24 protein-coding genes are annotated in these 26,985 nt (G+C 32.3%); 13 read left to right on the top strand and 11 right to left on the bottom strand.

Annotated elements, in window-relative coordinates; all coding sequences use genetic code 11:
• Positions 1-147: 147 nt before the first annotated feature.
• The gene (locus ACVC08_RS13510; protein ID WP_452602413.1) at positions 148-786 is read right to left on the bottom strand and encodes a gamma-glutamylcyclotransferase family protein; all 639 of its coding nucleotides are present in this window, start codon (positions 784-786) and stop codon (positions 148-150) included.
• Positions 787-881: 95 nt separating this feature from the next.
• Positions 882-2,639, bottom strand: a complete 1,758-nt coding sequence (locus ACVC08_RS13505) for an FG-GAP-like repeat-containing protein (protein ID WP_452602412.1) — start codon at positions 2,637-2,639, stop codon at positions 882-884.
• 186 nt (positions 2,640-2,825) lie between these two features.
• Between ACVC08_RS13505 and ACVC08_RS13500 the strand changes: the two genes are divergently transcribed.
• From ACVC08_RS13500 to ACVC08_RS13475, 6 genes are all read left to right on the top strand, one after another.
• Positions 2,826-3,596: a LytR/AlgR family response regulator transcription factor gene (locus tag ACVC08_RS13500; protein ID WP_452602411.1), complete on the top strand. Its 771-nt coding sequence runs from the start codon at positions 2,826-2,828 to the stop codon at positions 3,594-3,596.
• Positions 3,596-4,687: a sensor histidine kinase gene (locus ACVC08_RS13495; RefSeq protein ID WP_452602410.1), complete on the top strand. Its 1,092-nt coding sequence runs from the start codon at positions 3,596-3,598 to the stop codon at positions 4,685-4,687. Before ACVC08_RS13500 ends, ACVC08_RS13495 begins: the two co-directional genes overlap by 1 nt.
• A gap of 115 nt (positions 4,688-4,802) precedes the next feature.
• The gene (locus tag ACVC08_RS13490; RefSeq protein WP_452602409.1) at positions 4,803-5,432 is read left to right on the top strand and encodes a tetratricopeptide repeat protein; all 630 of its coding nucleotides are present in this window, start codon (positions 4,803-4,805) and stop codon (positions 5,430-5,432) included.
• Entirely contained in the window at positions 5,433-6,779 is a 1,347-nt protein-coding gene (locus ACVC08_RS13485) for a 2TM domain-containing protein (RefSeq protein ID WP_452602408.1), read from the top strand.
• A gap of 12 nt (positions 6,780-6,791) precedes the next feature.
• Positions 6,792-7,136, top strand: coding sequence for a 2TM domain-containing protein (locus ACVC08_RS13480; RefSeq protein ID WP_452598337.1), 345 nt, complete (start codon positions 6,792-6,794; stop codon positions 7,134-7,136).
• 97 nt (positions 7,137-7,233) lie between these two features.
• Complete coding sequence (locus ACVC08_RS13475) at positions 7,234-7,989, top strand: LytR/AlgR family response regulator transcription factor (protein ID WP_452602407.1); 756 nt, start codon at positions 7,234-7,236, stop codon at positions 7,987-7,989.
• A 53-nt stretch (positions 7,990-8,042) separates the two neighbouring features.
• Here ACVC08_RS13475 and ACVC08_RS13470 read toward each other — a convergent pair whose 3' ends face one another.
• Entirely contained in the window at positions 8,043-9,179 is a 1,137-nt protein-coding gene (locus ACVC08_RS13470) for a virginiamycin B lyase family protein (RefSeq protein WP_452598335.1), read from the bottom strand.
• Positions 9,180-9,479: 300 nt separating this feature from the next.
• Here ACVC08_RS13470 and ACVC08_RS13465 point away from each other — a divergent pair, with 300 nt between their 5' ends.
• Entirely contained in the window at positions 9,480-10,544 is a 1,065-nt protein-coding gene (locus tag ACVC08_RS13465; protein ID WP_452602406.1) for a hypothetical protein, read from the top strand.
• 458 nt (positions 10,545-11,002) lie between these two features.
• On the opposite strand, the gene ACVC08_RS13460 is transcribed toward ACVC08_RS13465, so the two are convergent.
• Complete coding sequence (locus ACVC08_RS13460) at positions 11,003-12,169, bottom strand: LETM1-related biofilm-associated protein (protein ID WP_452602405.1); 1,167 nt, start codon at positions 12,167-12,169, stop codon at positions 11,003-11,005.
• A gap of 149 nt (positions 12,170-12,318) precedes the next feature.
• Between ACVC08_RS13460 and ACVC08_RS13455 the strand changes: the two genes are divergently transcribed.
• From ACVC08_RS13455 to ACVC08_RS13440, 4 genes are all read left to right on the top strand, one after another.
• A complete protein-coding gene (locus ACVC08_RS13455; RefSeq protein WP_452602404.1) occupies positions 12,319-12,966 on the top strand; it encodes a DUF4331 family protein in 648 nt (215 codons plus the stop codon).
• Positions 12,967-12,993: 27 nt separating this feature from the next.
• Positions 12,994-13,560, top strand: coding sequence for a DUF4331 family protein (locus tag ACVC08_RS13450; protein WP_452596497.1), 567 nt, complete (start codon positions 12,994-12,996; stop codon positions 13,558-13,560).
• A gap of 82 nt (positions 13,561-13,642) precedes the next feature.
• Positions 13,643-14,926, top strand: coding sequence for a tetratricopeptide repeat protein (locus ACVC08_RS13445; protein WP_452602403.1), 1,284 nt, complete (start codon positions 13,643-13,645; stop codon positions 14,924-14,926).
• 3 nt (positions 14,927-14,929) lie between these two features.
• Positions 14,930-17,179 carry a TonB-dependent receptor gene (locus ACVC08_RS13440; protein WP_452602402.1) on the top strand — a complete coding sequence of 750 codons (2,250 nt, stop codon included), beginning with the start codon at positions 14,930-14,932 and terminating at the stop codon, positions 17,177-17,179.
• Positions 17,180-17,438: 259 nt separating this feature from the next.
• On the opposite strand, the gene ACVC08_RS13435 is transcribed toward ACVC08_RS13440, so the two are convergent.
• Complete coding sequence (locus tag ACVC08_RS13435; protein ID WP_452596805.1) at positions 17,439-17,903, bottom strand: Lrp/AsnC family transcriptional regulator; 465 nt, start codon at positions 17,901-17,903, stop codon at positions 17,439-17,441.
• A 149-nt stretch (positions 17,904-18,052) separates the two neighbouring features.
• Here ACVC08_RS13435 and ACVC08_RS13430 point away from each other — a divergent pair, with 149 nt between their 5' ends.
• Positions 18,053-19,162 carry a histidine decarboxylase gene (locus ACVC08_RS13430; RefSeq protein ID WP_452602401.1) on the top strand — a complete coding sequence of 370 codons (1,110 nt, stop codon included), beginning with the start codon at positions 18,053-18,055 and terminating at the stop codon, positions 19,160-19,162.
• A gap of 113 nt (positions 19,163-19,275) precedes the next feature.
• Here the strand turns inward: ACVC08_RS13430 and ACVC08_RS13425 are convergent, their stop codons facing one another.
• The 6 genes from ACVC08_RS13425 to ACVC08_RS13400 all read right to left on the bottom strand — a co-directional run bounded on the left by ACVC08_RS13425 (position 19,276) and on the right by ACVC08_RS13400 (position 25,682).
• Positions 19,276-20,088 carry an anti-sigma factor gene (locus tag ACVC08_RS13425; RefSeq protein WP_452602400.1) on the bottom strand — a complete coding sequence of 271 codons (813 nt, stop codon included), beginning with the start codon at positions 20,086-20,088 and terminating at the stop codon, positions 19,276-19,278.
• Positions 20,089-20,092: 4 nt separating this feature from the next.
• Positions 20,093-20,623 (bottom strand): RNA polymerase sigma factor, encoded by a 531-nt coding sequence (locus ACVC08_RS13420; RefSeq protein WP_452602543.1) that lies wholly within the window; start codon positions 20,621-20,623, stop codon positions 20,093-20,095.
• A gap of 61 nt (positions 20,624-20,684) precedes the next feature.
• Positions 20,685-21,284 carry a superoxide dismutase family protein gene (locus ACVC08_RS13415; protein ID WP_452602399.1) on the bottom strand — a complete coding sequence of 200 codons (600 nt, stop codon included), beginning with the start codon at positions 21,282-21,284 and terminating at the stop codon, positions 20,685-20,687.
• A 1-nt stretch (position 21,285) separates the two neighbouring features.
• Positions 21,286-21,903, bottom strand: a complete 618-nt coding sequence (locus ACVC08_RS13410) for a YceI family protein (RefSeq protein WP_452602398.1) — start codon at positions 21,901-21,903, stop codon at positions 21,286-21,288.
• A 68-nt stretch (positions 21,904-21,971) separates the two neighbouring features.
• On the bottom strand, positions 21,972-22,457 hold the full coding sequence (locus ACVC08_RS13405) for a YdeI/OmpD-associated family protein (RefSeq protein ID WP_452602397.1): 486 nt from the start codon (positions 22,455-22,457) through the stop codon (positions 21,972-21,974).
• Between the two features lie 12 nt (positions 22,458-22,469).
• Positions 22,470-25,682, bottom strand: coding sequence for a WD40/YVTN/BNR-like repeat-containing protein (locus tag ACVC08_RS13400; RefSeq protein ID WP_452602396.1), 3,213 nt, complete (start codon positions 25,680-25,682; stop codon positions 22,470-22,472).
• A gap of 113 nt (positions 25,683-25,795) precedes the next feature.
• On the opposite strand from ACVC08_RS13400, the gene ACVC08_RS13395 reads away from it, so the two are divergent.
• Positions 25,796-26,923 carry a vWA domain-containing protein gene (locus ACVC08_RS13395; protein WP_452599043.1) on the top strand — a complete coding sequence of 376 codons (1,128 nt, stop codon included), beginning with the start codon at positions 25,796-25,798 and terminating at the stop codon, positions 26,921-26,923.
• Positions 26,924-26,985: the final 62 nt, after the last annotated feature.

The raw sequence follows: 26,985 nt of genomic DNA, 5'->3' as shown, positions 1-26,985 counted from the left end.
TAACCCCAAAAAACAAACAGCTTCCTTGAGGTTTTCCGTAAAGCAGCTAGGGGAATTTTACGGGCCAACAAATTACAGTAAATACCAAACAAAAAAAATACGTAGAACTACGTATTTTTTTATCAGTTATGTTAAGGAAACACTTCATTATTCAATATAAATTTTGCTATAATAATCAGGTAAATGTTCTTTTAAAATAGCATCTATTGTAAAAGCATTTTTACGATACATGAAGGGACGTCTTGGGTAAATACGGTCGTTAGCCCAAAACTCGCTCCAGCCAATAGTAGAGCGTATAAAATCTATAGTAAAAAAGTCTTCCTTAGCTTTAGGGAAACTATTTTCTATTTCTAAACAACCATTAATACAAATATCTACATACGATTGCACTATAGGAAATGTTTTTGAAGGGTAAACACTTGGTGGAGGGACAACATTAGGGAAATCGTTAACATAAATCCAAACCGTATCTTCTGGTTCTGTAACTTGATAGTACTCTTCGCAATGTTCTACTTTTTTCCTAATGTATCCCATTTCTCTTTCGTCTGTTGCTTTTAATTCTGCTTCGGTAACTTCGTAAATAACACCGTTAACGTGTGTAGCTTTGTCAGGGAAACAACCTAAATAAGTTGGCGAAATACTGGCTAATGTTTCTGGCATTTGCGCATACCAACCACGTTGAAATCCGTGAGCAATAGCAGGAAATGCTACTTTAGCCATTGGTGCAGCTCGTAATCTAGATTCTGTTTCTATTAAAGAGCCGTAACCAAAAATATAATGTTTCATAATTATTGTACTTTATTTTTATTGCATTAAAAGTAAATAAATAAGAAGGATAAGAAACACGTGTTTTTACCTGTTTTGCAGTTAAATGTTTAGTGTTATAACTTAATAATTTTACCGGAAGTTAGAGTACGATTTTTGGCGGTAGATATGCTATAAAAATACAAGCCTGGTGTTAGTTTAGCTATACTAATAGGTAATGTTGTATTTAGCTCAAAATTTAAATGCTTATAAAGCGCAACGTGTCTGCCTCTACTATCTACTATTTTTAGAGATATATTGGTGTAGTTATCGTTAACCATAGGTGCTAATTTTAAATTAATGGTATCCTGTGCAGGATTAGGAAATAGGCTAAAATGTGTGTTATTGTTAAACTCTGGTACGCTAAGCCCAGTACCTTCAATAAGTGTATGAATGGTGTTAATAGAAATGTTGTTAAACGTTTCTACTGTACCTATTGGCCAAGTAATCTCTAATTCATCTATAATAGTAGCATTGCCTAAACCAAAATGCACAGCATAACTATTTTGACTATTATAACCTGAGGATGCAGTGATTTTTCTAGTTTGCCATATTGTATTACCATTTATAGTTGCTTTAAGTCTTATTTTTGTACCTACAGCCGAGGTGTTAGAATTTGTTCCTGTACAATTAAATTTAACCCAATTATTACCAGTTCCTGTGTTTTTAAATAAGCTATTGTTTTGACTTTCATTTAGTGTGTTTGCCAAAACTAAGTCTAGCCAACCATCGTTATTATAATCTCCAAAAGCACAACCAAAAGTCCAACCGTTTTGTGTTGCTAAAACGCTAGATGTATCTTGAGTAAAATTACCTGTGCCATCATTTATATATACAAAATTATTAGTCTGACTTGCTAAAAAGGCATTGCATACAAAAAGATCTAAATCGCCATCATTATCTATATCTGCAAACGAAGAACCGAACGAATGACCTCCGCCTGTAGCAATAACAGATGAGGTTTGTTCAGTAAACGTACCTCCATTATTAATAAATAATTGGTTATTTTGGTTTTGCCAGTTAGCAACAAATAAATCGAAATCACCATCATTATCTATATCTCCCCAAGAGCTACCTCCAGAACTCTTCATATCCTGTACTATAGCTAAATCTATTATTTGTGTAAAGTTATTAGGGCCATCGTTTCTAAACAACGAGTTTTTAGTGTTGTTTTCATTGGTTAAAAAAAGGTCGCAATCGCCATCGTTATCATAATCTATCCAGTCTACAGAGCGTGTACCTAGAACTTCACTGGTAATAGGTAGGTTGGTAACTGCGCTAAAAGTACCATCGGTTTGATTTTCAAAATACCGATTTGCAGCAGCTCCAAGACTATTTGTAAAATAAAGATCCAGAAATTGGTCGTTATTAATATCTACCCATGTTGCCATTTCAGAAAAAGTATATAGGTTAGTAAGTGGTGTGTCGGGCTCATTAGTAAATGTACCATTGCCGTTATTTCTGTAAAAGAAGTTTTTTCCAGCGGTTCCTGAAGCCCATGTAACAACAAAAGCATCTAAGTCACCATCGTTATCTACATCGGCAAAACTGGTACCGTCAGAACTACTACCATCCATAACAATATCGTCGTCAACAACCGTAGTAAATGTGTTGTCTCCATTATTAAGATATAACATATTGTTTTGCCCGCCTGATGGTCCGTTAGAGATAAAAATATCATCCCATCCATCTCCATTAACATCCACAAAATTAGCGCTTCTTGAGCCCGAAGCTGTTGTAGTAAGGTCGGTAATGTTAGTGGCTTCAAAAGATTGTGAGGCTACAGTAAAACTATAACCTATGCTTAGTAAACTAAAAAGTAAAGTTGTTTTCATATAAAAAAAAGTTTTTACCAAAGTTACTTTCTAGTTGCGCCGTAAAACTTAATAATGAGGCAAGCTCCTGTGATGTTGTTATGAATAACTAAATACGTGATGTGAATCTCTTTTATAATGGTTTGATGGTATATAAAACTAAGCAGATGCTTATTTATTTTTAGTAATTTTAACCAAAAGTTATATATGGAAATAACCTGTTTAATTATAGACGATGAGCCACTAGCAAGGCAGCGTATATTAAATTTAACTAAAGATATTGTAGAATTAAATGTGCTAGGTGAAGCTAAAACGGGTAAGATGGCTATAGAGATGATTCGTAAGCTAAAACCAGAGCTTATTTTTTTAGATATCCAGATGAAAGACATTTCTGGTTTTGATGTTTTACATGAATTAACAGTAAAACCACCTTTTGTAGTATTTGTTACAGCTTTTAATCATTACGCAGTAAAAGCTTTTGATGTATTGGCTTTTGACTATTTATTAAAGCCTTTTAAAAAAGAACGTTTTGTGTCTTGCGTAAATAGGATTGTTAAACAACGAAAACAAGGAAAAAATATCGATTTTAATAACACGTTAAACAGCTTATTAAAACAAGTGAGTAATACTCCTAACAAACAAGACTATTTTAAAAATAAGTTGCCTGTAAAAACGGGTAAAACCATTTCATTTGTAGAAACCGAACAAATAAAATATATAGAAGCTTCAGGAAGTTATATAGATATACAAACAATAGAAAAAACGCATGTTTTAAGACAGTCTTTAGGTCATGTTTTATTAGATATAAAAAATCCTAGTTTTATTCGTATTCACCGCTCTACCGTAATTAATTTAAATTTTTTGGATAAAATAATACAGTCAGATTATGGTGAAATAGATGTGAAAATGAAAGATGGTAAACGATTTAGAGTAAGCCAGAGTTATAAAAAGGACTTTTTAGAAATTATTGGAGGATAATGAAACTTAAATATATAATAGACCCTAGATTATTAAAATATATAGCCCTTTTTTACACGTTTACCGTATTAATAGGGTTAATACGAAAGGTGTATTTAAAATCTACAGGCTTATACTATAAAACCATAAGTTGGTTTGGCTTATTTACCTACGATATAATATTAGACTGGCTTATTGTTATAGCTTTTATGATATTAATGAGTCGTCTTATAAAACGAATGTTCGAAAAACAATTAAGCTGGACACGTATTATATTAGTGCATTTGTTTTTCTCTTTTTTTATGGGCTATTTTATATTTTTTATCTCAGGATTAATTGTTGTTTTAATTAATGGATCGCCACTACAGTCTATTCTAGTTAACCTGTCTTTAAATCATTTTATGAGTGTAGTACACTTAAATTTTTTGGTGTACTTTTCTTTAATAGGTATTATTACAGTATACTTTTATACGAATAAAATAAAAAATATTGAGCTTCAAAAATCGCAATTAGAAACGCAATTAGCGACAACAAAATTGAATATGCTAAAATCGCAATTACACCCGCATTTCATGTTTAATACGCTTAATAGTATATCGTCGTTAATGGAGGTAGATATAGAACGCTCTCAAAACCTTATTGCAGATTTTGGAGATTTGTTTAGAGAATTTATTGCTTATAATGAAACCCACATGATTCCTTTAAAAAAATCGTTAGAGTTTTTAGATAAATATATGGATATTATATCTGTGCGGTTTTCAGATCATTTAACGTTTACTAAAACCATAGAACAAGGCGTAGAAAATTATTTAGTACCTAGTTTATTAATGCAGCCTATAATAGAAAATGCAATAAAACATGGTTATGGTTATAATATTACAGAATTAGAAATCAAGCTATCCATATACAAAACAGAAAATAACCTTACCATAGAAATAGTAAATAATGGTATCCCTTTAGAAGACAATTTTAATAAACTACTAGAAAAGGGAACAGGTTTAAAAACAACCCACGAACGCTTAAAAACCTTATTTGGAAATAACTTTAATTTTAAGCTAGAAAATAGAAATGATGGGAAAGTGTTATCTATGATTACATTCCCTGTAACCTAACAACGTATTCACGAATTACAATTCAGCTATAAAAAATGACAATTCGGTAATGCACTTTTTTAAAGGAGGCTATTCTGGTAGATATTTGCAGTGTAACTAAAACAAATATAATATTATGTATAGATTAGCTTTTTTTATTGTATTTATGATTGCATCATACTTACCAGCACAAACTAATTACGAAAAAGGAATGCAAAAGGCATTCGATTTATGGGAGGCACAAAAAACAGACGAAGCAGTTAACCTGTTTGAACGTATTTCGAGTGCAGAACAAGACAATTGGTTGCCCCCGTATTATGCAGCAGAAGTGCTTATTTTAGATGGTTTTACTATTTTAAAAGACAAAGAAAAACTGGAAGCACAGTTAAAACGAGCACAAGCCTTTTTAGATGAAGCAACATCAATATCTAAAGATAACCCAGAAATAATGGTTTTACAAGCATTATTACATACTGTTTATGTTGCTAGCGATGGCGCTACTTATGGAATGTTATTATCTGGTAAAATAGCAAACTTGTATGCTACAGCTTATAAAATAGACCCTAAAAACCCTAGAGTAGTTCTTAATAAAGCCGAGTGGGATATGGGGGCAGCAAAATATTTTGGCAAAGACACTGCACCATTTTGTAAAGACATAGAAAAAGCTGTAGAACTTTTCGCTAACTTTAAACCAGAAACGTCATTCCATCCAAATTGGGGAAAAGAACGAGCAGAAGAAGTACTAAAAACATGTAAAGCAAACTAAATGTTACAATTTTTTAAAGACCTGGGCAAAGCATTTACCATTGGTGTGATTGTGTTCTTAATTAGAGGACTCATCATGTATATTAATGGTGTTAATATAGAAATTAATGAAGATTTTTATTTAGACTTTGTTTACAACCAAATGTATGCTATTGTGTTGTATATGGCTAATGCATATGTATTAACATATTTATTACGGCACTATAAAAGCAGGCTCTTTGAAATTAAATATTTATTGCTAGCAGCATTATTTTCTGTTATTATTTCTGTAGTGGCCATTTTTATAATGCGCTATTTTATAAAAGTTATTATTTATGGAACACCAACAGTAGAGTTTGTAGCTAACGAAAAAATGTTGCACTACTGGTTTTCGTTAACCATATCGATAACAGTAACGGCTGCCTTTTATATATTTTATTACTATAAATCTAGACAAGAAAATAAAGTAAAAGAACAAAAAGTAATAGCAGGTACAGCAAGTGCAAAGTTCGATGCTTTAAAAAATCAATTAGATCCGCATTTTCTATTTAATAGCCTTAATGTATTAACTAGTTTAATTGAAGAGCATCCAGAAAATGCACAAAAGTTTACCACAAGTTTATCTAAAGTATATCGTTACGTATTAGAACAGAAAAATAAGGATTTAGTAACAGTAGACGAAGAATTAAAATTTGCAAAAACATACATGTCTTTATTAAAAATGAGATTTGAAGATAGTATTGTTTTTGATATTCCAGAGCAATCTGTAAATCCAGAAACTAAAGTAGTACCATTATCCTTACAATTACTATTAGAAAATGCTGTTAAGCATAATATCGTTACCTCTAGCAAGCCGTTGCGTATAAAAATATATGAAGATAAAGGCATGCTAATAGTAGAAAATAATTTGCAAGCAAAACAAGTCCTTAAAAAAAGTAGCGGAGTAGGACTTAGTAATATTAAACAACGCTATCAATTATTAACAAACAAACAAGTAAGTATATACGAGACTAAAGACACCTTTAAAGTGGCTATCCCTATGCTTACTAAACAAATAACAGTGATGAAACAAAAAATAGAAAAAGAATTTGATGATACATATGTAAGAGCACGTAAACATGTAGAAGAATTAAAAGGATTTTATTACAATGTTATTTCATATTGCCTAGTGATTCCTTTTTTAATATTTATTAATTACAGAACCTATTGGGAGTTTAAGTGGTTTTGGTTCTCTGCAATAGGTTGGGGAATAGGCTTATCTTTTCACGCCTATAAAGTGTTTGTAAACGATGGTATTTTAGGGCGTGATTGGGAGCGACGTAAAATTGAGAAATTTATGGAAGAAGAAAAAAATAACCGTTGGAATTAAAAACCTAGTATTATGAAGAATTATAATATAGAACAATATAAAGAGAAAGAATCTCATGGCCATTTTGAGAGAGAAGAAGCGTATTTAAGAGCAAAAAAGAAAGTAGAAAAAATAATGGGGTTTTATTGGCATTTAGCATCTTACATTATTGTAAATGCTTTTATCATCATTATGATAGCAAGACATTCTGGAGAAGATTTTTGGAGTTTTGGTACTTTCTCTACAGCCTTTTTTTGGGGTATAGGGTTGGCATTTCATGCTTTGGGCGTTTTTGGAAAGAATTTTCTATTTAAGAAAGAATGGGAAGAACGTAAAATAGCAGAGTATATGGAGAAAGAAAGAAAACGCTGGGAATAATAATTTTATCAAAAAAAAGGACACTATAACAGTAATAATACTTATAATTCAAGTATTCTAGAACTTAAATTAAATAAAGAAGATTCAAAAACATATAATGAGAGTAATAATAATAGAAGACGAAAAACCATCAGCAAGACGCTTGCAGAGAATGTTACAAGCTTTAGATATGGAAGCAGAAACATTATTACATTCTGTAGAGGAATCTATAGCTTGGTTTCAAAATAATGAGCATCCCGATTTAATTTTTCTAGACATTCAGTTAAGTGATGGCTTGTCTTTTGAAATCTTTGATGCAGTAGAGGTTAAATCGGCTATTATATTTACTACGGCCTACGATGAGTACGCATTACAAGCCTTTAAGTTAAATAGTATAGATTATTTATTAAAACCTATAGACGATGATGATTTAGAAGCCGCAGTTTCTAAATTTAAAACAAGATTACCACAAAAGCAAAGCGTAACTTTAGATTTTAATGATATAAAAAAGTTGCTTATTAATCCTATAGAACGTGAATATAAAAAGCGATTTTCGGTAAAAGTAGGACAACATTTAAAGTTAATAAATATAGACGATATTGAATGTTTTTACAGCGAAAACAAAGGCACTTATTTATATACAAAAGAAGGCCGAAACTATTTGTTGGATAATACCTTAGATCAGTTAGAAGAAGAATTGGAGCCGCAAGCTTTTTTTAGAATTAATCGTAAGTTTTTTGTTAATATCCAAGCCATTAAAGATATGGTGAGTTACACAAATTCGCGTTTGCAAATAAAGTTAAACACTTACAATGAGCAAGATATTATTGTGGCAAGAGAACGCGTAAAAGATTTTAAACAGTGGTTAGAATAAAAAAGGTGCTTAAAAATAGATTTCAAACACCTTCAAGTTTTAATGTAAAATGATTAATTGACGACTAATAATTTAGACATGCTAAAAGTACCTGTACTTACTTTTACAACATAAGTACCACTTGTGTTTGTTGTATTGAAATCGCTAATTTGGATACTTTTAAAAATAATAGTACCATAAGCAGTGTTATTACTTTCGTAGACTAATTGTCCCGAAAAGTCAAAAATTGAAATATTATAATCTCCTGGAGCTGGCAATTTTCCTTTTATAAAAGTAACAAAATGTGTAGGGTTAGGAAAAAGTTTGAACTTTAATTTAGGCCTTTCGTAATCTGAGATATCAGAAATTTTTCTAATACTCCCATTAAAATATTGATTTACGTATAGCGCATCTTCATCTGCATTATAAATAATACCAGCAGGATAAGTATAAGTTGCTTCTGTATAATCCCCATCCATTGTGCCAATAGTACTTCCAGAAAATATAGCCACATCATCTAATTTATTTGGCCTCACCGTATAAATTTTTTGTTCTCCGTAATTAGTTGCCCACAATAAGTTATTGGCATAAGTAATAAATGCTAGATAAGGAAAGTTGGTGCCAGAATCTGGAATGGTAGCAATGTACTTTACAGTACCATTATTTTTTAGTCTGTAAATTTCTCTACCAATATAGTTACCAACATATAATCTCCCTTGGTTATCGTAAGTTAAACCTACAGGAGTATTCAATGGCGCTCCTGTAAACAGTTTAGTAATAGTACCATTTGGCTCTAGTTTATTAATACTTTGGTCGCTAACATTAGTAAAAATCATGGCATCACTATTATGTGCTTTTATAATATTTGAAGGAAACCCATCTGTTATATTAAAAGTCTGTAATAAAGTACCATCTAGAGCATACTTATGAATGTTTTGCCCAGAGTATTCAACAACATAAAGATGATCTTGAGAATCAAATGCTAATCCATTAGGATTTGCTAGCCCAGAAACAAATGTTGAATAAGTACCATCTGGAGCAATTTTGTAAACCGAATCTCCAGCAAAATTGGAACCATATAAGTTGCCCTGAGAATCAAATACCATGGCATCATCTATTATAGCATTTGCATCACTAAAAAATGTAGAAACTGTTTGTGTATTTCCTACATAACAAGTAAGAAACACCAATAATAAAATAATCTTTTTCATAATACGTTTTTTTGTTGATTAATAAATTGACTAGTAGTAAGTTAAGTGTTTGTAAATGTTAATTAAATCATAAATGAGTGAACAGGTAGTTTCATTTAGGGAGATTAGCTTTTGAATGAGGGAACGGGTTACAAGTAGTAATTATAAACAATTTGTAGTCTATAATAGAGTTTAATAAGTAGTGAATATCTGCAATTAAAGGGAGATCGCTATTTTTAATTTGGAAAAACTACAAATTATTAAAGTAGATTATTGAGTTTTGGAGCTTAACAATTATATTTGATAAAAATCAATCAATCAATGAAAAAGTGTCTCTACATTTTATTATTAGTCGTCAATAGTCTTTTTTCTCAAACTCCAGAATCTTTAAATTATCAAGCAGTGGTAAGAGATAACTCGGGAGATCTAATTTCGAATTCAGATGTGGGATTTCAGTTTAATCTATTACAAGGTACAATTTCTGGTACGGTAGTTTATTCAGAAACGCAAAGTTTAACTACTAGTAACGAAGGACTAGTTAATGCAAAAATAGGTACAGGAACAACATCAGATGACTTTTCAAATATCAATTGGGAAACAGGACCATATTTTCTTCAAGTAGGAGTAGATCTCTCTAATGGTACTAATTATAATGTAATAGGTACTAACGAATTACTTAGCGTCCCTTATGCCTTACAAGCTAAGAAAGCTGAAATAAGTACATCCATAGTGCTAACTTCTCCTAATGGAACAGAGTATGAAGTAACAGTTAATGACGATGGAGAATTGTCGTTACCAACATCAAATCAATCTGCAAATATTCCTACAAGCTTATATTTATATGGCAGCTTTAATAACTGGGATGCCACTAGTGCATTACAATTTGGATACGATATACCTCCTTACGATAATCAATTTATTGGAATGAAATACTTTACCGCTGGAACAGAAATAAAGTTTTTAGCAGCTCAAAATGAAAATATTGTTTATGGCGGTAACGGATTAAGTGGCGAAATAACTGAAGGAGGAAGTGCTATAACAATACCTAATGATGGGTTTTATAGAGTAACAGTCTCAGAACAACAAACAGGACCTTCTACTTTTGTATTATATTTTAATATCGATTCTATAAATGTTAGTTTTAATAGTAATCAAACAATGATTTATAGTGGTACTCCTAATGTTTTTTTGTTAACAACAAATACTTGGAATTCAGTTGCTAATTCTTTCAGAGTAGGTTCTGTTTTTTATGGCGATAATTTAGCTGACGGTTCTCTTGAGCATAATGGAACAGATATAAATATATCTAATGCCTTTAGTACAATATTTATAGATTTAACAATTAATTTTAATTCTTCGGCTACATATCAAATAACCCCATTTTAACTATAGGTATATTCTGTATCTATAAATAAGAAGCGTCTATAATACTAGTAATATATTTTATGGATAATTTCTAGTAATATTTAAGTTATAATTTTATTACTAAGTTAAAAGATGAGGTTATCTGAATAATAGATTTCTTTCTGATCAATATTTCAGAAATGACTTAAAACTTAAATCAAAAGTTATCAAGGGTAACTTTTAAATGTACTCAAACTGTTATGAACAATTTGAAAATGATGAAAACTACAATCAAATAACCTCATTTTTTTAAATGAACGCCAACTTATTTAGTGGGTAATGGCTATGTTAAAGTATTTATTATCTATATATTTTAAAATCTATATTGAGTAAACTCGCCTTTTTATTGAGTGAAAGAGCTATTACTATAGTTTACAGTAAATTAAAAAAATATAATTTAGTTGTTTTTTGTAAGTAAGTTCGTAATAAAACAGAAAAAACTAATCCTCAATTCTATTATCATCAAAACCAGAGGGTAATAGTTTAGGAATAAATTTAATAACTAATGGCAATAGCAAAGCACCACCTGGTAATATAAAAATAGCCAAACTAGGAATAGATTTAAAAATATCAAGTAATTGTTCTTGTACCTGTTTTTGCTCTTCAGGTGTTAAATCTCTAATGGTAGACTGTGTAATTAAAAACATTAACTCTTTACTTTGCTGTAACTCACGTAATAAACGTTTACTATTTCTAGAAATAAGCTTGCTAACCATTTTGCTAGAATTGTCGTAAAAAGTTTTTACAATATTTTTAGAACCCAATAAAACAATGTCTTTTTCATGTTCCTTAAAAAAAGTTTTTATGGCTTCAATAGCATCATTTATGTGGTGTTTGGTCAAGTTTAAATCATTACCTAACTGTAATAAAAAATAACGTTCGTTGTCGTCTATTGTTTTATCACTCCATGTAGACATGCAAGCTAGATCTATAATGTAATAAGAGTCCAGTTTAGATTTTAAAAGAGAAATAGCCTCTGTATAATTTAATTTATCTTGCTTTTGGTATCTAAGAGATTGTTCAAAAAAGTTTATTAAACTAGTATCGTACTTTGTTTTTTCAACTTTAGCATTTAAAGTGTTTAATACAACAGTTTCTATTACAGATTCCTTTTGTTGAATATCTTTTTCAGAAATAATTCCTGTATTTAAATAAGTTCTAAAGGCCAGAATATCTATAAATAAAAGTGCATTAGTAATAAAGTAGTTAAAACTCTTATCTATTAAATTATCATCTATTTGTATGCGTTTGTGTATTATCTTTTCTAAGAGCGAAATGTCTTGTTTTGCCCCTAATATATCTGATAAAAAAGAAGATTTATAAGCATTTATTTTTGTGTAAAATGAAATAACATCTTCTACAAAATCCCTCGAAGTATTTTTTTCTTTGTAACAAATGTATAACGCTATAACATGATTTATTTTGCAAATCTCTTCAGGAGTAAAGTCAGATTTTTCTATATAATTATTTACAATACAAGTGTTACTACCATAAATATATCCAGAATACCTTAGCCCACTATACAGCTCTAATACTGTAGTAGAAAGTGTAAGAGAGTCCAGGGTTTTAAGAAGCTTTTTTATCCAGCCACTTGCAGATGCGTTCACGGTTTTATTTTTAGTAAAACAAAGTTAACTTTTTTACAATAACATATGCGATTTTTTTGTGTTAACATAATTTTAACAAAACCGACTTCTGTTTTATTGCGTAGGTAGAACTGAGAACCAAAAATTAATAAACAAAATCTCAAAACATTATGAAGAAAATTAAAATTTTATTAGGAACAGCAGTACTAGGTATCGCAGGTTTCTTTATGGTAGCAGCAGATCACATTGATGCACCAGCAGTATCAGGAGGAAGTAGCGATATTACAGATTTCTACGCATTTCAAGCACAAGACACAGATAATGTTGTTTTTGTCGCAAACGTTCAAGGCTTATTAAGCCCAACAACAACAGGCAGTGCTATGTTTGATGAAAACGTACTAGTAGAGTTTAATATAGACACCACAGGCGATAATGTAGAAGATTTAGTAATACAAGCTATACCTAGAGACGGTAAAATGTACTTTTTTGGTCCAGTAGCACCATCTCAAACAGGATTAAATAGTACAATACAAACGTCGGCAACGCAAACTGTAGTAGACATTACTGCTTACGGGGCGAGCCCAGAAATTACAACAAATGGAGGAATTAAAGCCTTTGCAGGACCAAGAGACGACCCATTTTTTATGGATTTTGCACGTTATGGAGAAATTATTGGAGGTACCGCTACAAGTTTTAACTCTCCAGGAACAGATACGTTTGCAGGAACTAACGTAATGTCTATTGTAATAGAAGTGCCAAAAGCATTAGTAGGAGGAAGCGGAACTGTAAATACTTGGGTAGAATCTAAGTCTAAATAATAATAATCAACATTTAAACATAAAATTATGAAAACTATAAAAATAGTAATGCTAACCATTTTAGCATCAGCCCTGTCTTTTAACTGCTCTAACGATGATGATGGAAGCACTCCAACACCAAGCGGTCCAGACTTTTCAGGAACCTATACACAAAATGACCAAATGGGTAGACCAGCAGTAAATACAGTATTTGTATCTGCAAGCTCTAAAAATACATTTAACACAACAATACCTTCAGAACAAAATGCAGCGTTTCAAAGCATGTTTCAAACAAACTTAACAGCTTTAAGCCCAGCTTATGCTAATCCAGGAGATCAAAATGCCTTAGGACAAGATGCAGCAACCTTTACAGGATTATTAGCAACAGATGTTTTAAACCTATCATTAGATGGTACAACATCTTTTTACGATGGAACAAATCTATTAACAGGACGAGCATTGGCAGACGATGTTATTACTGTAGAACTGATATTAATCTTTGGAGGAGAAACAGGATTAACAATGTCCGAAAACCCAGGATTATCAGATGATAATGTAAGTGCAAATGATAAGCCATTTCTAAATACCTTTCCTTACCTAGCATCGCCTTGGTAAGATAAAAACGCTAGGGTGTTTACCCAAAGACACTCTAGCTTTTTAATTAAAAGTAAATAATAAAACAAACAAACAACAAACCATGAAAACCATATATTCACTTTTAGCCCTTATATTACTTTTTAGTTGCAAAACAGAAAACACTAAAACAATAACAAATACATTAGATTATGCTGAATTTTTATCGGCAGAAAAAAGTAATTTTGAAAAAGCAAAAGCAGAGCATCAATTTTGGACAAATAAATTAGAAAAGACACCAGAACAATACCCTTATTTATCTAAATTAGCTGCCGCAGAATCACAACTATTTAACGCTACAGGAACCATAGAACATTTAATTAAAGCCGAAACATATTTAATAACGTTAAATGAAAAAACTAACTATAAAAAGTCTAGTCATTTAAGGCGTTTAGCAAGAAATTACATCTCTCAGCACCGTTTTAAAGAAGCCTTGTCGCTTTTAGAACAAGCCGAAATCCTAGCCGAAGATTTAAAGAGTACACAAAAAATGTTATTTGACGTGCATTTAGAATTAGGAAACGATACAAAAGCTAAACAGTATTTAGAAAAAGTAACCGATTATAACAGCTTCGATTTTTTAATACGAACAGCAAAATGGAATGATCATGTAGGAAACCTAAACGGAGCAATAAAATACATGGAAAAGGCTTTAGCAAAAGCAGAATCTTCAAAAAACAGAGAATTAATGCAATGGAGCTATACAAACATTGCCGATTTTTATGGTCATGATGGGCAAATAGAAAAATCGTATAACTACTACCTTAAAGCTTTAACACTAAACCCTAATGATGCTTACGCTAAAAAAGGAATTGCGTGGATTGTATACTCTTATGAGCGTAATCCAGAAGAAGCACTACGCATTTTAAATACCATAACAGAAACATACAATGCACCAGATTATTACTTGTTAAAAGCAGAATTATCAGAATACTTAAACGATGAAAACGCAAAGAATAAGTACATAAAACAATATAAAGAAGCAGTACAAAATAGAGCTTATGGTGTTATGTACAATGCATATAATGCTAAATTAATGGTAGAAACAAATACAGAAAAAGCAGAGGCAATAGCCATAGCTAAAGAAGAAATTAAAAACCGACCAACAGCACAATCTTACGATTTATTAGCTTGGGCGTATTACAATAACGGAAACAACAAAGCGGCTTTAAGCATTGTAGAAAAACATGTAAAAGGAAAAACTTTCGAACCAGAAGTATTATATCATATAGCAGAAATATACAAAGCCAACAATAAACCAGAAGCAGTAAATAGCTTAAAAGCAGAATTAATAGAAGCTACATACGAACTAGGACCAGTAATGGAAACAAAAATACAACAACTATAAAACATGAAGAGATTACAGAAAATAGTAGGAATAGTACTGCTTTTTAGTTGCCTTCTAAGTTTTAAAACTACTAATGCACAACAATTAAAAGGGTATGTTTATGATACATACACACAACCATTAGGGGCGGCCTATCTATATAACCTAAATAGTAAGAGTCATGCACATACATCAGAGAATGGCTATTTTGTATTAGATAATAATACGGTTGGAGATACTATAACTATAGGACAATTGGGGTTTAAAAAACAAACTCTAGTTTTAAGAGCAGATGATTTAAAAAATGGAATACAAATAGCATTAGAAAATAATATCTTTAAGCTAGATGAAATTGTTATAGCAGAAGAAGTAAACGTACTAAACACTTTTGCAAAGTTAGATTTAGAAACCAACCCTATAAACTCATCTCAGGAAATATTACGAAAAGTACCTGGGTTAATTATTGGACAACATGCAGGAGGCGGTAAAGCCGAGCAGATTTTTTTACGAGGCTTCGATATAGACCATGGTACAGACGTGTCTATAAACGTAGATGGTATACCAGTAAATAACGTATCGCACGCGCACGGGCAAGGTTATAGCGATTTACACTTTGTAATACCAGAAACCATTAATAATATTAATTTTGGAAAAGGACCGTATTACGCTAATGCAAAAGATTTTACAACAGCAGGTTACATTGATTTTAAAACTAAAAACAGATTAGATAATAACACAATAAAACTATCCTATGGGCAATTTAATACCATTAGAACCTTAGGACTGTTTAATTTATTAGACCAAAAGAAAAGTGAAAGTGCCTATTTTGGTATGGAATACATAGAAACAGATGGCCCTTTTAATACCTCCCAAAATTTTAATAGAGTAAATTTAATAGGTAAATACACAACCTACTTTAGCGATAAAGATCGCTTGTCCTTAACAGCTTCTCATTTTAAAAGTCGTTGGGACGCCTCAGGACAAATACCAAATAGAGCTGTAGAAAGTGGATTAATAGACCGTTTTGGAGCCATAGACGATACCGAAGGTGGAAACACTAGCCGTTCGCTAATAAATGCAGAATATAATACTACTGTTAATGACAATACTACATTTAAAGGAAATGCCTTTTACACGTATTACGATTTTGAACTATACTCTAACTTTACGTTCTTTTTAGATGACCCAACTAACGGAGACCAAATCAAACAAAAAGAAGTTAGAAACACTTACGGATTTAATACAGCTCTAAGTACACAATATACTCTTGGAGAAACAAAAGTTGAAACAACAGCTGGAGCAGGATTAAGATATGATAATATTGAGGATGTTGAATTATCTAAAACATTAAACCGCAATACCACTTTAGACTTTATACAATTAGGAGACGTTAACCAAACTAATGCCTTTGCGTATTATGATGCTGAATTCGATTTTGGAAAACTTACTGTAACACCAGGAGTACGTTTAGAATATTTTAAGTTTTTATATAACGATGCCTTATCAGATATATACCAAACACAATCAGAACGTAAAACAGCCATTTTACCAAAATTACAAGTACAATATAACCAAAACGATAATTTACAATGGTTCTTTAAAACAGGAATAGGCTTTCACTCTAACGATGCTAGAGTAGTGGTAGCACAACAAGGCGAAGACATTTTACCAAAAGCTTATGGCGTAGATTTAGGAAGTGTTTGGAAACCCTTACCAAAACTAGCACTAAACGCAACCGCTTGGTATTTATTCTTAGAACAAGAATTTGTGTATGTAGGCGATGCCGGAATAGTAGAACCTAGCGGAAAAACAGAACGTTTAGGATTAGATTTAGGCTTACGTTACCAGTTAAGTAAGCACTTGTATTTTGATACCGACGCCACACTAACTAAAGCCAGAAGTGTAGAAGATAACGATGGTGAAGATTATATACCATTAGCGCCAAGTTTTACCCTAGTTGGAGGATTAGCGTTACAAGGCTATAAAGGGTTTTCAGGAGGTTTACGTTACCGTTTTTTAGACGATAGAGCAGCAAACGAAGATTACTCTGTAACGGCAGAAGGCTATTTTGTTACCGATTTTAATTTTAATTATAAATTAAATAAAAATTTAAGTATTGGTATAGCTATAGAAAATATATTTAATACGGAGTGGAATGAAACGCAGTTTTTAACGGAATCACGTTTACAAAACGAAACAGCTCCTGTAGAAGAAATTCACTTTACACCAGGAACACCATTTAACGCAAAAGCAAATATCACGTATACATTTTAATTTGCTGTTATCCTCTTTGCCCTTTTTGCTGCCTCAAACAAGGTTAATAAACTTAATAAAGTCTAAATGCAAAAATCTAAATAAAGAGGAAAAAGTTTAATAGAAAAAAAAGATAACCAACATTATTAGTTTTTACTTTATTGATTTAAATAGAGTTTTTTAGTTTGTTTATTTGTTGGTAACTCCCGAAAGTCACTTGTTTAACTTAAATGGTTTAGTTGAATAGGGGCTTTCTTTTTTGTAATACCCTAGCTTAAAATTACTTTAAGGTAATTTTTGTTTCATTTTTAAACTGCTTAATAATAAAAGAACTTTGTATGTTACTTACAATATCTAAGTTAGATAATTTATTCATAACAAAAACTTGATATTCGCTCATATCTTTAAGTATAACTTTTAGCAATATGTCATAATTACCAGCAATGTAGGAAACTTCAATAATTTCATCAATGGTTTTAGTATAAGCCTCAAAACGCTCAAAATATTTTTCTTGATGCTTAATTAAGGTAACTTGACAATAAACAATGAGGTTCTTTTCAACCATTTTAGGATTTACTAAAGCGACATACTTATTAATAATTCCTGTACTCTCAATTTTTTTTAAACGTTCGTAAGTTGGTGTTATGGATAAATTAACGCTACTAGCTAGTTGTTTAATAGTCATTTTACCATCTTCCTGTAGTAAATTAATAATTTCCTTATCTATTTTATCTAACTCTACCATATATTTTTTCTTTTTGAAACCATAAATTTACTTTATAAAGTTTTATTAAACTAATTTATGTTGATATAGTAGTATAATTTACCATATTAATATTTTAAATAGATTATTATTTTATGTAAGTGTAAATTTGTAGCATAAAATAACTTAAAATGAAAATAGAAGAAATATACAGTCGTATTAGCGAAAATGCAGATAACTTTCTTGGTTATCCTTTAGCCAAGGATTTTGATTTAAAAGCCTTTGCTCCCTTTTTAAATATATGTATAAATAATGTGGGAGATCCAGAATCTCCTTCAACATTAGCAATAGATACAAAGGATGTAGAGCAAAAGGTGATTTCTTTTTTTGCAGAAATGCTTTCATCATCTATAAAGGATGTTTGGGGGTATGTAACAAATGGTGGAACAGAGGGGAATCTTTATGGGCTTTATCTTGCAAGAGAGAGTTTTAATAACCCTATAGTTTATTATAGCGAATCTACACATTACAGTGTAAAGAAAAACTTGCATTTACTTAACTTAAAAAGTATAGTTGTAAGAAGCCAAGACAATGGAGAAATGGACTATAACGATTTAAATTCACTAATTACTTTACACCGTGATAAACCCGCTATTTTCTTTTTAAATATTGGTACTACAATGACAGAAGCGGTAGATAATATTGATGAGGTTAAAAGCATTATTAATAAATACGCTATTAAAGATTATTATATTCATTGCGATGCAGCATTTTTGGGCACGGTGGCACCCTTTGCTAACCCAAAACCTAAATTTGATTTTGCCGAAGATATAGATAGTATTTCTATTTCTGGGCACAAGTTTATTGGCGGACCAATTCCATGTGGTGTGGTGCTTACACAACGAAAACACCGTAACCGTATTGTAAATTCTGTATCGTACGTGGGCACATTAGATACAACTATAACAGGTTCAAGAAATGGGCTCACGCCCTTGTTTTTATGGTCGTTTATACAAAAACATGGCATAGAAGGGCTACAAAAAAGAGTACATAGCTCACAAAGACTTGCTGCCTATACAGAGATACAGCTAAACGCAATAGGAGTTAAGGCTTGGAGAAATAACGATGCATTAACTGTAGTTTTGCCAAAACCATCTGCTAAGCTTTGTAAAAAGTATCAATTAGCAAGTGAAGGGGATATAGCGCATATTATATGTGTGCCAGGCATTAAAAAAGAACAAATAGATGCTTTTGTGGCAGATTACAAGCAAGAAATTTCAATAGTAGAAGCCTTTGCTTAATTATCTATTCTATAATACTCAAAGATTAATAACAATTATAATCACGCCAATGCATAACAAAAAAGACAGACCAAACAGTCTGTCTTTTTAATATTATACCTATTAGATTGTTTCTAAGAATCAATAGCACCCAAAGTATATAATTGCTCTAGAGTAGGGCTTTCACTACCACCAGCTGGCTCTAAGGTAATACCAAAGGCTTGCGACTCGTTAGTGTTTTCTAGATTGAAAATTTTATTATCATCCGTTTTAAAATTATCTATAGTACCCAAACTCGTTGGTGTTAAAGGGTTTAAAGTTAACGACCAAACTTGGTATACTTTACCCTCAGGAGGTTCTGGTAACCCCTGTAAATCGAAATAAACGGTTTGGTCTTTTTTATTCCAATACGCTTTAGCATAGGCTTCAGGGTATACGGCTTGACCTGCAAGAGGTACAGAGATAACGTCTTTATCTCTAAGTACATTTAGCAACTTTTTAGTATCCGCTAAATCCAATTTACTGTTTTCTATTTGTATTTCTAAGAAGTCTTTATCAATTTCGGCTGTTTGTATTTGAGATTCTAAGGTGTTATTTTGGTTAACCATCCAAAGTAAGCTTCCTCCTAAAATAATTGAGGCAGCCCAACCAGTATAAGCAAACCAATTGGTCTTTTTAGACGTCATTGGTATTACTTTAGTGTCTTTTGTATCGCTATTTAAAAGTTCTAATTTATCTTTTACAGAATTATAAATAACAGTGCTAGAAGTGTTAGGTGCTACACCAGCAGTTAGTTTTATTATAGCCGCTTCAATAGCTATAACTTCTTCTGTAACTTCAGGATATTGCTGCATCATTTTGTAAACGGCTTCATTTTCTTCTTCAGAAAGTGATCCAGCAACATAAAGCTCTAAGATTCCAGATTCTATGTATGTTTTACTATCCATTGTTTTATTGTAAGACCATTTGTCTTAGGTCGTTAATACAGTTTCTATTTCGTGTTTTAATCGTGCCAATTGGCATCTCCAACGTTTCGGAAGCTTCCTTTTGTGTATATCCTTTAAAGTAAAGCAACTCGATAACCTTAATACATTTTTCAGCAAGCTTACTTACGTATTTTGAAATGCCTATAGCATCGGTTTTATTATCTAAGCTATCTTGCGTTGGTAAGATATCTACGAAAAATTGTGCATCAAGGTTTTTTGAAGCATTCTTAAAACTTTTAGATCGTGTTTTATCAATGGCTGCATTTCTAGCAATATTAAGTATCCATGTAAAGAAACGGCCTTTTTTAGAATCGTAAGAATCCGATTTATGCCAAGCTTTAATGAAGACATCTTGCATTAGCTCTTCGGCAATATCATGATCTCTAACAATATTATAAATTACGCCATGCATACTCTCACTATACATATCGTATAATGTTTTAAAAGCACTTTCGTCCTTTTGTTTAAATTTGGTAATAAGTGTGTCTAATGGAATCAAAATAGTAATAGTTTAAAATAAATGGTTATAAATAGATAGCGACTATATAATACGGTCATTATTTAATAACTCCACCACAGCTAACTCTGCTACCAGCGGCACCGCTTGGTTGCGATTTAAAATCGTCTGTTCCTTGGTGTACAATAACGGCTTTGCCTAAAATGTCTTTTTTGGGGTCTCCACAGCCAATACACCACTCGTTTGTAGAAAACTTTGCGGCACCAGTACCATCTACTTTAGCTGTAAAATTACCAATGTCTCCTTTATGGTATCCTGTCGCATCTCCCCATTTACCATGCTGTTCTGCTGTAGGGTTCCAGTGACCTCCTGTAGATTTACCATCTGCCGAAGAACAATCTGCTTTTTCATGTAAATGTATAGCATGCATGCCAGTAGTTAAACCTGTAAAATTTGCAACCATACTTACGGTATCGTCATGTTGAGAAAAAATAACCTTTCCAGAAACTTTACTATCGCTTTTAGGTAACATTGGAACGCTAATACTAACTATTTTAAGGTCTGCTTTTACTTCCGTTTCTGTTTTAACGTTTTCTTTGGTAGACTCTACTGTATCTATTACAGACGTTTTGGGCTCTTGTTTACAACTTATAAGCCCAAAAGTTAAAGCAATGGTAAATAATAAAGTTATTTTTTTCATTTTAGTTTTTCCTTAAATAAGTATTAACTTCTATAGCAACATCATCCCAAGTTTTGCTTACACCATCTTCTCCTTTGTGTAAATCGAAACAAACCTTGTTTAAAGCTTCTAATGCTCCTAAAGCGTTCCAATCTTTTAATAACATGGTTCCTTTCATGCTAACACGCCTTTCATCTGTAATTTCAACTTCTAAAGGTAAATCGTTTGTAACACCATTCATTGTTAAAGATGCTACACATTTATTGTCTTTATACTTAATAGTTCCAGAAATTAAATCGGTGTCTAACATGGCTCCAAAGAAAGATTCTTTAATCTTAGCATCTCTTCCTTCATCTTTAGTAAATAAGCTACTAATTGGTATAGAAAAACTTAGATTATTTAAAGCGTCTTGAGCTGTTTCTCCAGATTTATTATCGAATCTTAAAGTCTTAAATTCTCCTCCAACACCTTTTTTTGCAGTTGTTTTATAAGCCGTCCATTTTACAGAAGTAGCTTCTGCTTTTACAACAAAATTCTCTGCTGCTTTAACTTCTGTTTCTGGTTCTTTTTTAGTTTCTTCTTTACAACTCACAGTAAAAACTAGGGAGAGTACTAATATAAATAAGGTTATTTTTTTCATGATTTTTTGTTTTTGGTTTATTGAGTTCGAAGTTAAGTAGATATTTACCCTTTTGCAAGAAACTACTGCTAATTCGCCTTTAAAATTAGTTTTAAATCATGAATGCCACGTTTTAAATTTTCGGTCATTATAAGAGATTTATCTACCTGAGTTTGTATATTTTTATAGCGTTTAATAGCATAAATAATACTACGTTGTTTTCCTGCGGTAAAGCCTTCAAAAATAGAAAAGGCTTCATAATCGCTTAATAAAACAGCTTCTAAAGCTTCGGGCATGTCTACACCATACTTAGAAGTGTCTTCAAATAGTTGCATAGAAAAGGTGTCGCCAATCTCCAATTGTAATTCTTTCTGTTTGGCATTACTAAAATAAATGCGGCAAAGTCCTGTTTTTTCTTTTTTTAAAGCTGCATAGAAATTTAAGTTATGGTCTTTATGAGAGGCTTTTACTTTAACGCGTTTTTGGTTGGCTTCTAAAAATAATGTCGCTATACGGTTAGGTATAACGACACTATATTTATCAGTTAATGTTATATTAAACAATTCGCTTTGCATAAGGAATAGTGTTTAATCTAAACTAAAAGTTTTAGTCTCTTTAAATTCTGAAGTTTTTAATGCTTCAATAGTGGTACGATACGGTTTCCAATCGTCATTTAAAAAAGTATTCACTTCATCTAGAAAATCGTTTAAACTTTCTTTTGCTTGCTGTATCAACGTCGTTTCTGTTTTAGTAATACCATGCTGTCTTGAACCTACATAACTTCTGGCTTTACTTATTCTAGAGCTAACGGTTGGTAATGGACTTCTGGTAATGCCTTGACGTTTATCTACTTTACCAAAATACAAGGCCATTATAGTGTCTATTTTCGCTACAATATCCTTAGATGCTTTAATTTCTGCTTTATATTTTTTAGAGTCTAATGTTTTTAAACGTTTCTGAAATGTTGAAGCTGTCGTTTTGCTTTCTACTAATTGCTTCATGGCATCTGCAGCAATTTCCTGCATGTTTTCCATGTCTTTTAATGTGGTGTATACAGCACTAGTGTTGGCAGAAGACACGTCTAGTCTTGGGTCATCTTTTACAGTAATTCTAGACTCTGTTGTTTGATTTCCGTAGTGCATAACCACACGATACGTTCCAGGTTTTACAGAAACACCTCCTGGTTCTCTAGTACTTTTTCTAATACTTTTAGAGGCACGTTGTACACCTTTTTCACGCATATACCAAGTCCATTTATGTATACCTGTTTCTTTAGGAGCCTTACGTTTTAATGTACGAATTAAACGATCGTTATCGTAAACCATCATAGTAATAGAATCCCATTTTATAACGTTTTTATCTGCTTCTGTAGAATCTTTTTTAGCTTCGGTTTTCTTTTTGTCTTTGTTAGCATCTGCTTTACCTGATTTTTTTACTTTTAAATAATACGCTAATCTAGCACCGCCACCACGATTATCTCCATGATACATAGCATCACCACCAAAACGACTTCCTGTAGGTTGCGCATAAGCGGCTTTGTAAGCTGTAGGAGGAGTAAATAACTCTATGTTTTTATTTAGTATTTGCTTGTTTTTGGCAATAGCTCGTAACGGACGAATATCATCTAATACCCAAGCAGCACGACCAAACGTACCAATAACTAAATCGTGTTCTCTTGGCTGAATTACTAAATCCTTTACAGAAACAGTTGGGAAACCTTCAGTCCATTTTGTCCATTGTTCACCAGCGTTTGTAGAGATGTATAAACCATCATCTGTTCCTAAAAATAAAAGGTTTGGTTCTTCAATATCTTCAATAATACATAAAGCATAACTTTTTACATCGTTTTCATCTACGATACGTTGCCATGTTTTTCCGTAGTTAGTTGTTCTAAAAGCATAGGGCGTAAAATTAAAACGGCGGTAATCGTTAGCGACTAATAGCGCTTCACCTTTATTTTTATTAGAAGCTTTTATTTGAACTATCCAACTACCTTTAGGCAATTCCTTAATGTTTTTAGAAACATCTGTCCAAGTACTTCCTCCATTTTGAGTAACATGCACACGACCATCATCTGTACCTACCCAAAGCATGTTTTGTTCTACAGGCGAAGGTTCAATAACTAAAATAGTACAATGGTTTTCTGCACCAGTAGCATCAATGGTTAATCCGCCACTATCGCGTTGTTTTTGTTTTTCAGGGTCATTAGTTGTTAAATCTGGCGAAATAATGTCCCAAGTATCACCTTTGTCTGTCGATTTATGTACAAACTGACTCCCAAAATATACGGTACTATTGTTAAAAGGATCTAGGTTAATGGCTGCATTCCAATTAAAACGTAACAAAATGTCTGGATCGGGATGTGTTGGTTGTACATTATAGTTGTTTCCAGTTTGCCAATCGTAACGACTTACGTAGCCTTGTTGGCTCATAGTCCAACCATATCTAGAATCGTCTCTGTCTGCAATAACATCAAACCCATCTCCAAAAGAAATTTCTTGCCAATACGAGTTTCTAATGCCTTGAGCACGCCAAACATAAGCTGGGCCTCTCCAAGACCCATTGTCTTGCATACCACCATAAACGTTATATGGGATCTCATTATCTACATTTATATGATAAAATTGTGCTACAGGTAAATTACCAACAAAACGCCAGTTTTTACCACCATCTTTTGTAATGTTTAAGCCACCATCGTTACCATCTATCATAAAATTACCATTTTCTGGGTGTATCCACCAAGCATGATGATCTGGATGTATGCCATTGCTTACACCATAAGCAGGCATGAGTTGTTTAAAATTCTTTCCGCCATCTTCACTAACATTTACATAGGTAAAAACCGAATACACGCGGTTTTCGTTTTGCGGATCTACATAAATTTCAGAATAGTAAAAAGGTCTGTTACCAATATCGCTTTTAGCGTTAATTTTTTTCCATTTAACACCACCATCTTCACTTTTGTAAAGCGCATTCTTTTTAGCTTCAACAAGCGCATAAACAATATTTGGTTTATTTCTAGCAATTGCTACACCAATACGTCCTAAATCGCCTTTAGGTAAACCTTCTTTATCTGTAACCTTTTTCCAAGTTGCACCGCCATCGTGTGTAATATGTAGTCCAGAGCCTTTTCCACCAGAATTAAAAAACCAAGGTTCACGTTTGTGTTCCCATAAGGTTGCAATTAATTTATTAGGATTGGTAGGATCCATAACCAAGTCGGCAGCGCCCGTTTTAATATTGGCATATAAAATTTTATTCCATGTTTTTCCGCCATCTGTAGTTTTAAACACACCGCGCTCTGGATGTTCTCCCCATGGCGAACCTATTGCAGCAACATAAACAATATCTGGATTTGTAGGGTCTACAATAATACGATGGATATGGCGTGTTTTTTCTAATCCCATAGCCATCCAGTTTTTACCGCCATCTAAAGATTTATAAATACCATAACCGCCATTTAAACTATTACGTGGGTTACCTTCTCCTGTGCCTACCCAAATAACACTTGGGTTAGATTGCTGTATAGCAACTGCACCAACCGAAGCAGTTACCTCTTTTTCAAAAATAGGCTCCCATTTTATGCCGCCAGAAGTCGATTTCCATAAACCGCCAGAAGCAGTACCTACATACATAATGTCGGGATTACTATGTACAGCATCTATAGCAGTTACACGACCAGACATTCCGCCTGGACCAATATTACGAGGTTTCATATTTTTTACTAAATCCATAGAGAAATCCTGTGCAGATATAGTAAAAACAAAAAGTAAACATAAGGAGGATAAAAAATGCTTCATTAAATGGTAAAATTAGTTAGAAAATAAAAGTACTAAAACCATTAAACATAAATCTTAAAGAGATGTTAATAAAAAAGCTATGCTAGCATAAAATATTGTATTTTTATACTAGTATGGAAAACAACAAACAGAAAAGAAAAGGATTCGTTTTTAAGCCGTATGAAGCGCCTTCTCAATCCCCTTTTGAAAAACTATTCGATATTTTTAAAGAATTAATTACACATACATCTGGAGATTTCGATGAAGCTATAGATTGGCTTCGGGAATTGGATAAGGAATATCAATTAACAACACCAGAATATACTATTGAAGACTTTATAGAAGACTTAAAAGCCAAAGGCTACATTAGAGAAGAAATAAAACCAGATGGAAAAGGGGGGATGGGCATTACTGCCAAAACGGAACGTGCCATTAGGCAATCTGCATTAGAGCAAATATTCGGAAACATAAAACGAAATGGTTCAGGACAGCATAAAAGTAAATCGCCAGGAATAGGCGATGAGCATACAGGCGATTTTAGAAACTACCAGTTTGGTGACGCTTTAGATAAAGTGTCTATAACAGAGAGTTTACGCAATGCACAGGTAAATAATGGTATTGATAATTTTAACTTAACCGAAGACGATTTGGTGGTAGAAGAAACCATGCATAAATCGCAAATGAGTACGGTTTTAATGATAGATATTAGCCATAGTATGATTCTCTATGGCGAAGACCGTATTACACCCGCTAAAAAAGTAGCCATGGCTTTGGCCGAATTAATAACCACACGTTACCCAAAAGATACCTTAGATATTCTGGTATTTGGTAACGATGCTTGGGCGATTAAAATTAAAGACTTACCGTATTTAAACGTTGGGCCTTATCATACCAATACCGTAGCAGGTTTACAATTAGCAATGGACTTACTACGACGTAAACGAAATACCAACAAACAAATTTTTATGATTACAGATGGAAAACCAAGTTGTTTGCGTTTACCAGATGGTACGTATTATAAAGACAGTAATGGATTAAACCCGCATATAACCAATAAGTGTTACGCTATGGCACAACAAGCACGTAAACTGCACATACCAATAACAACATTTATGATAGCACAAGACCGCTATTTAATGCAGTTTGTACAAGAGTTTACAAGAGCAAACCAAGGCAAAGCTTTTTACACAGGCTTAAAAGGGCTGGGAGAAATGATTTTTGAAGATTACGAAACCAATAGAAAAAAACGAATTAGAGGATAATTAATTAGCTATTAGCCTTTAGTTATTAGCCATGTCTAGGAAGATCTGCTAATAGCCAAAAG

This window comes from Pontimicrobium sp. MEBiC06410 (assembly GCF_053601615.1).
Note: the sequence above shows the minus strand (reverse complement) of the source record. Positions and strands in the feature narration are given on the sequence as shown.

Bases quoted from the DNA above. Each gene is read 5' to 3' on its own strand.
- ACVC08_RS13480 (WP_452598337.1), top strand. From the start codon at position 6,792: ATGAAGAATTATAATATAGAACAATATAAAGAGAAAGAATCTCATGGC.
- ACVC08_RS13510 (WP_452602413.1), bottom strand. From the start codon at position 786: ATGAAACATTATATTTTTGGTTACGGCTCTTTAATAGAAACAGAATCT.
- ACVC08_RS13500 (WP_452602411.1), top strand. From the start codon at position 2,826: ATGGAAATAACCTGTTTAATTATAGACGATGAGCCACTAGCAAGGCAG.
- ACVC08_RS13505 (WP_452602412.1), bottom strand. From the start codon at position 2,639: ATGAAAACAACTTTACTTTTTAGTTTACTAAGCATAGGTTATAGTTTT.
- ACVC08_RS13425 (WP_452602400.1), bottom strand. From the start codon at position 20,088: ATGGATAGTAAAACATACATAGAATCTGGAATCTTAGAGCTTTATGTT.
- ACVC08_RS13470 (WP_452598335.1), bottom strand. From the start codon at position 9,179: ATGAAAAAGATTATTTTATTATTGGTGTTTCTTACTTGTTATGTAGGA.
- ACVC08_RS13485 (WP_452602408.1), top strand. From the start codon at position 5,433: ATGTTACAATTTTTTAAAGACCTGGGCAAAGCATTTACCATTGGTGTG.
- ACVC08_RS13440 (WP_452602402.1), top strand. From the start codon at position 14,930: ATGAAGAGATTACAGAAAATAGTAGGAATAGTACTGCTTTTTAGTTGC.
- ACVC08_RS13410 (WP_452602398.1), bottom strand. From the start codon at position 21,903: ATGAAAAAAATAACCTTATTTATATTAGTACTCTCCCTAGTTTTTACT.
- ACVC08_RS13490 (WP_452602409.1), top strand. From the start codon at position 4,803: ATGTATAGATTAGCTTTTTTTATTGTATTTATGATTGCATCATACTTA.
- ACVC08_RS13475 (WP_452602407.1), top strand. From the start codon at position 7,234: ATGAGAGTAATAATAATAGAAGACGAAAAACCATCAGCAAGACGCTTG.
- ACVC08_RS13395 (WP_452599043.1), top strand. From the start codon at position 25,796: ATGGAAAACAACAAACAGAAAAGAAAAGGATTCGTTTTTAAGCCGTAT.
- ACVC08_RS13495 (WP_452602410.1), top strand. From the start codon at position 3,596: ATGAAACTTAAATATATAATAGACCCTAGATTATTAAAATATATAGCC.
- ACVC08_RS13445 (WP_452602403.1), top strand. From the start codon at position 13,643: ATGAAAACCATATATTCACTTTTAGCCCTTATATTACTTTTTAGTTGC.
- ACVC08_RS13400 (WP_452602396.1), bottom strand. From the start codon at position 25,682: ATGAAGCATTTTTTATCCTCCTTATGTTTACTTTTTGTTTTTACTATA.
- ACVC08_RS13450 (WP_452596497.1), top strand. From the start codon at position 12,994: ATGAAAACTATAAAAATAGTAATGCTAACCATTTTAGCATCAGCCCTG.
- ACVC08_RS13435 (WP_452596805.1), bottom strand. From the start codon at position 17,903: ATGGTAGAGTTAGATAAAATAGATAAGGAAATTATTAATTTACTACAG.
- ACVC08_RS13430 (WP_452602401.1), top strand. From the start codon at position 18,053: ATGAAAATAGAAGAAATATACAGTCGTATTAGCGAAAATGCAGATAAC.
- ACVC08_RS13415 (WP_452602399.1), bottom strand. From the start codon at position 21,284: ATGAAAAAAATAACTTTATTATTTACCATTGCTTTAACTTTTGGGCTT.
- ACVC08_RS13405 (WP_452602397.1), bottom strand. From the start codon at position 22,457: ATGCAAAGCGAATTGTTTAATATAACATTAACTGATAAATATAGTGTC.
- ACVC08_RS13455 (WP_452602404.1), top strand. From the start codon at position 12,319: ATGAAGAAAATTAAAATTTTATTAGGAACAGCAGTACTAGGTATCGCA.
- ACVC08_RS13465 (WP_452602406.1), top strand. From the start codon at position 9,480: ATGAAAAAGTGTCTCTACATTTTATTATTAGTCGTCAATAGTCTTTTT.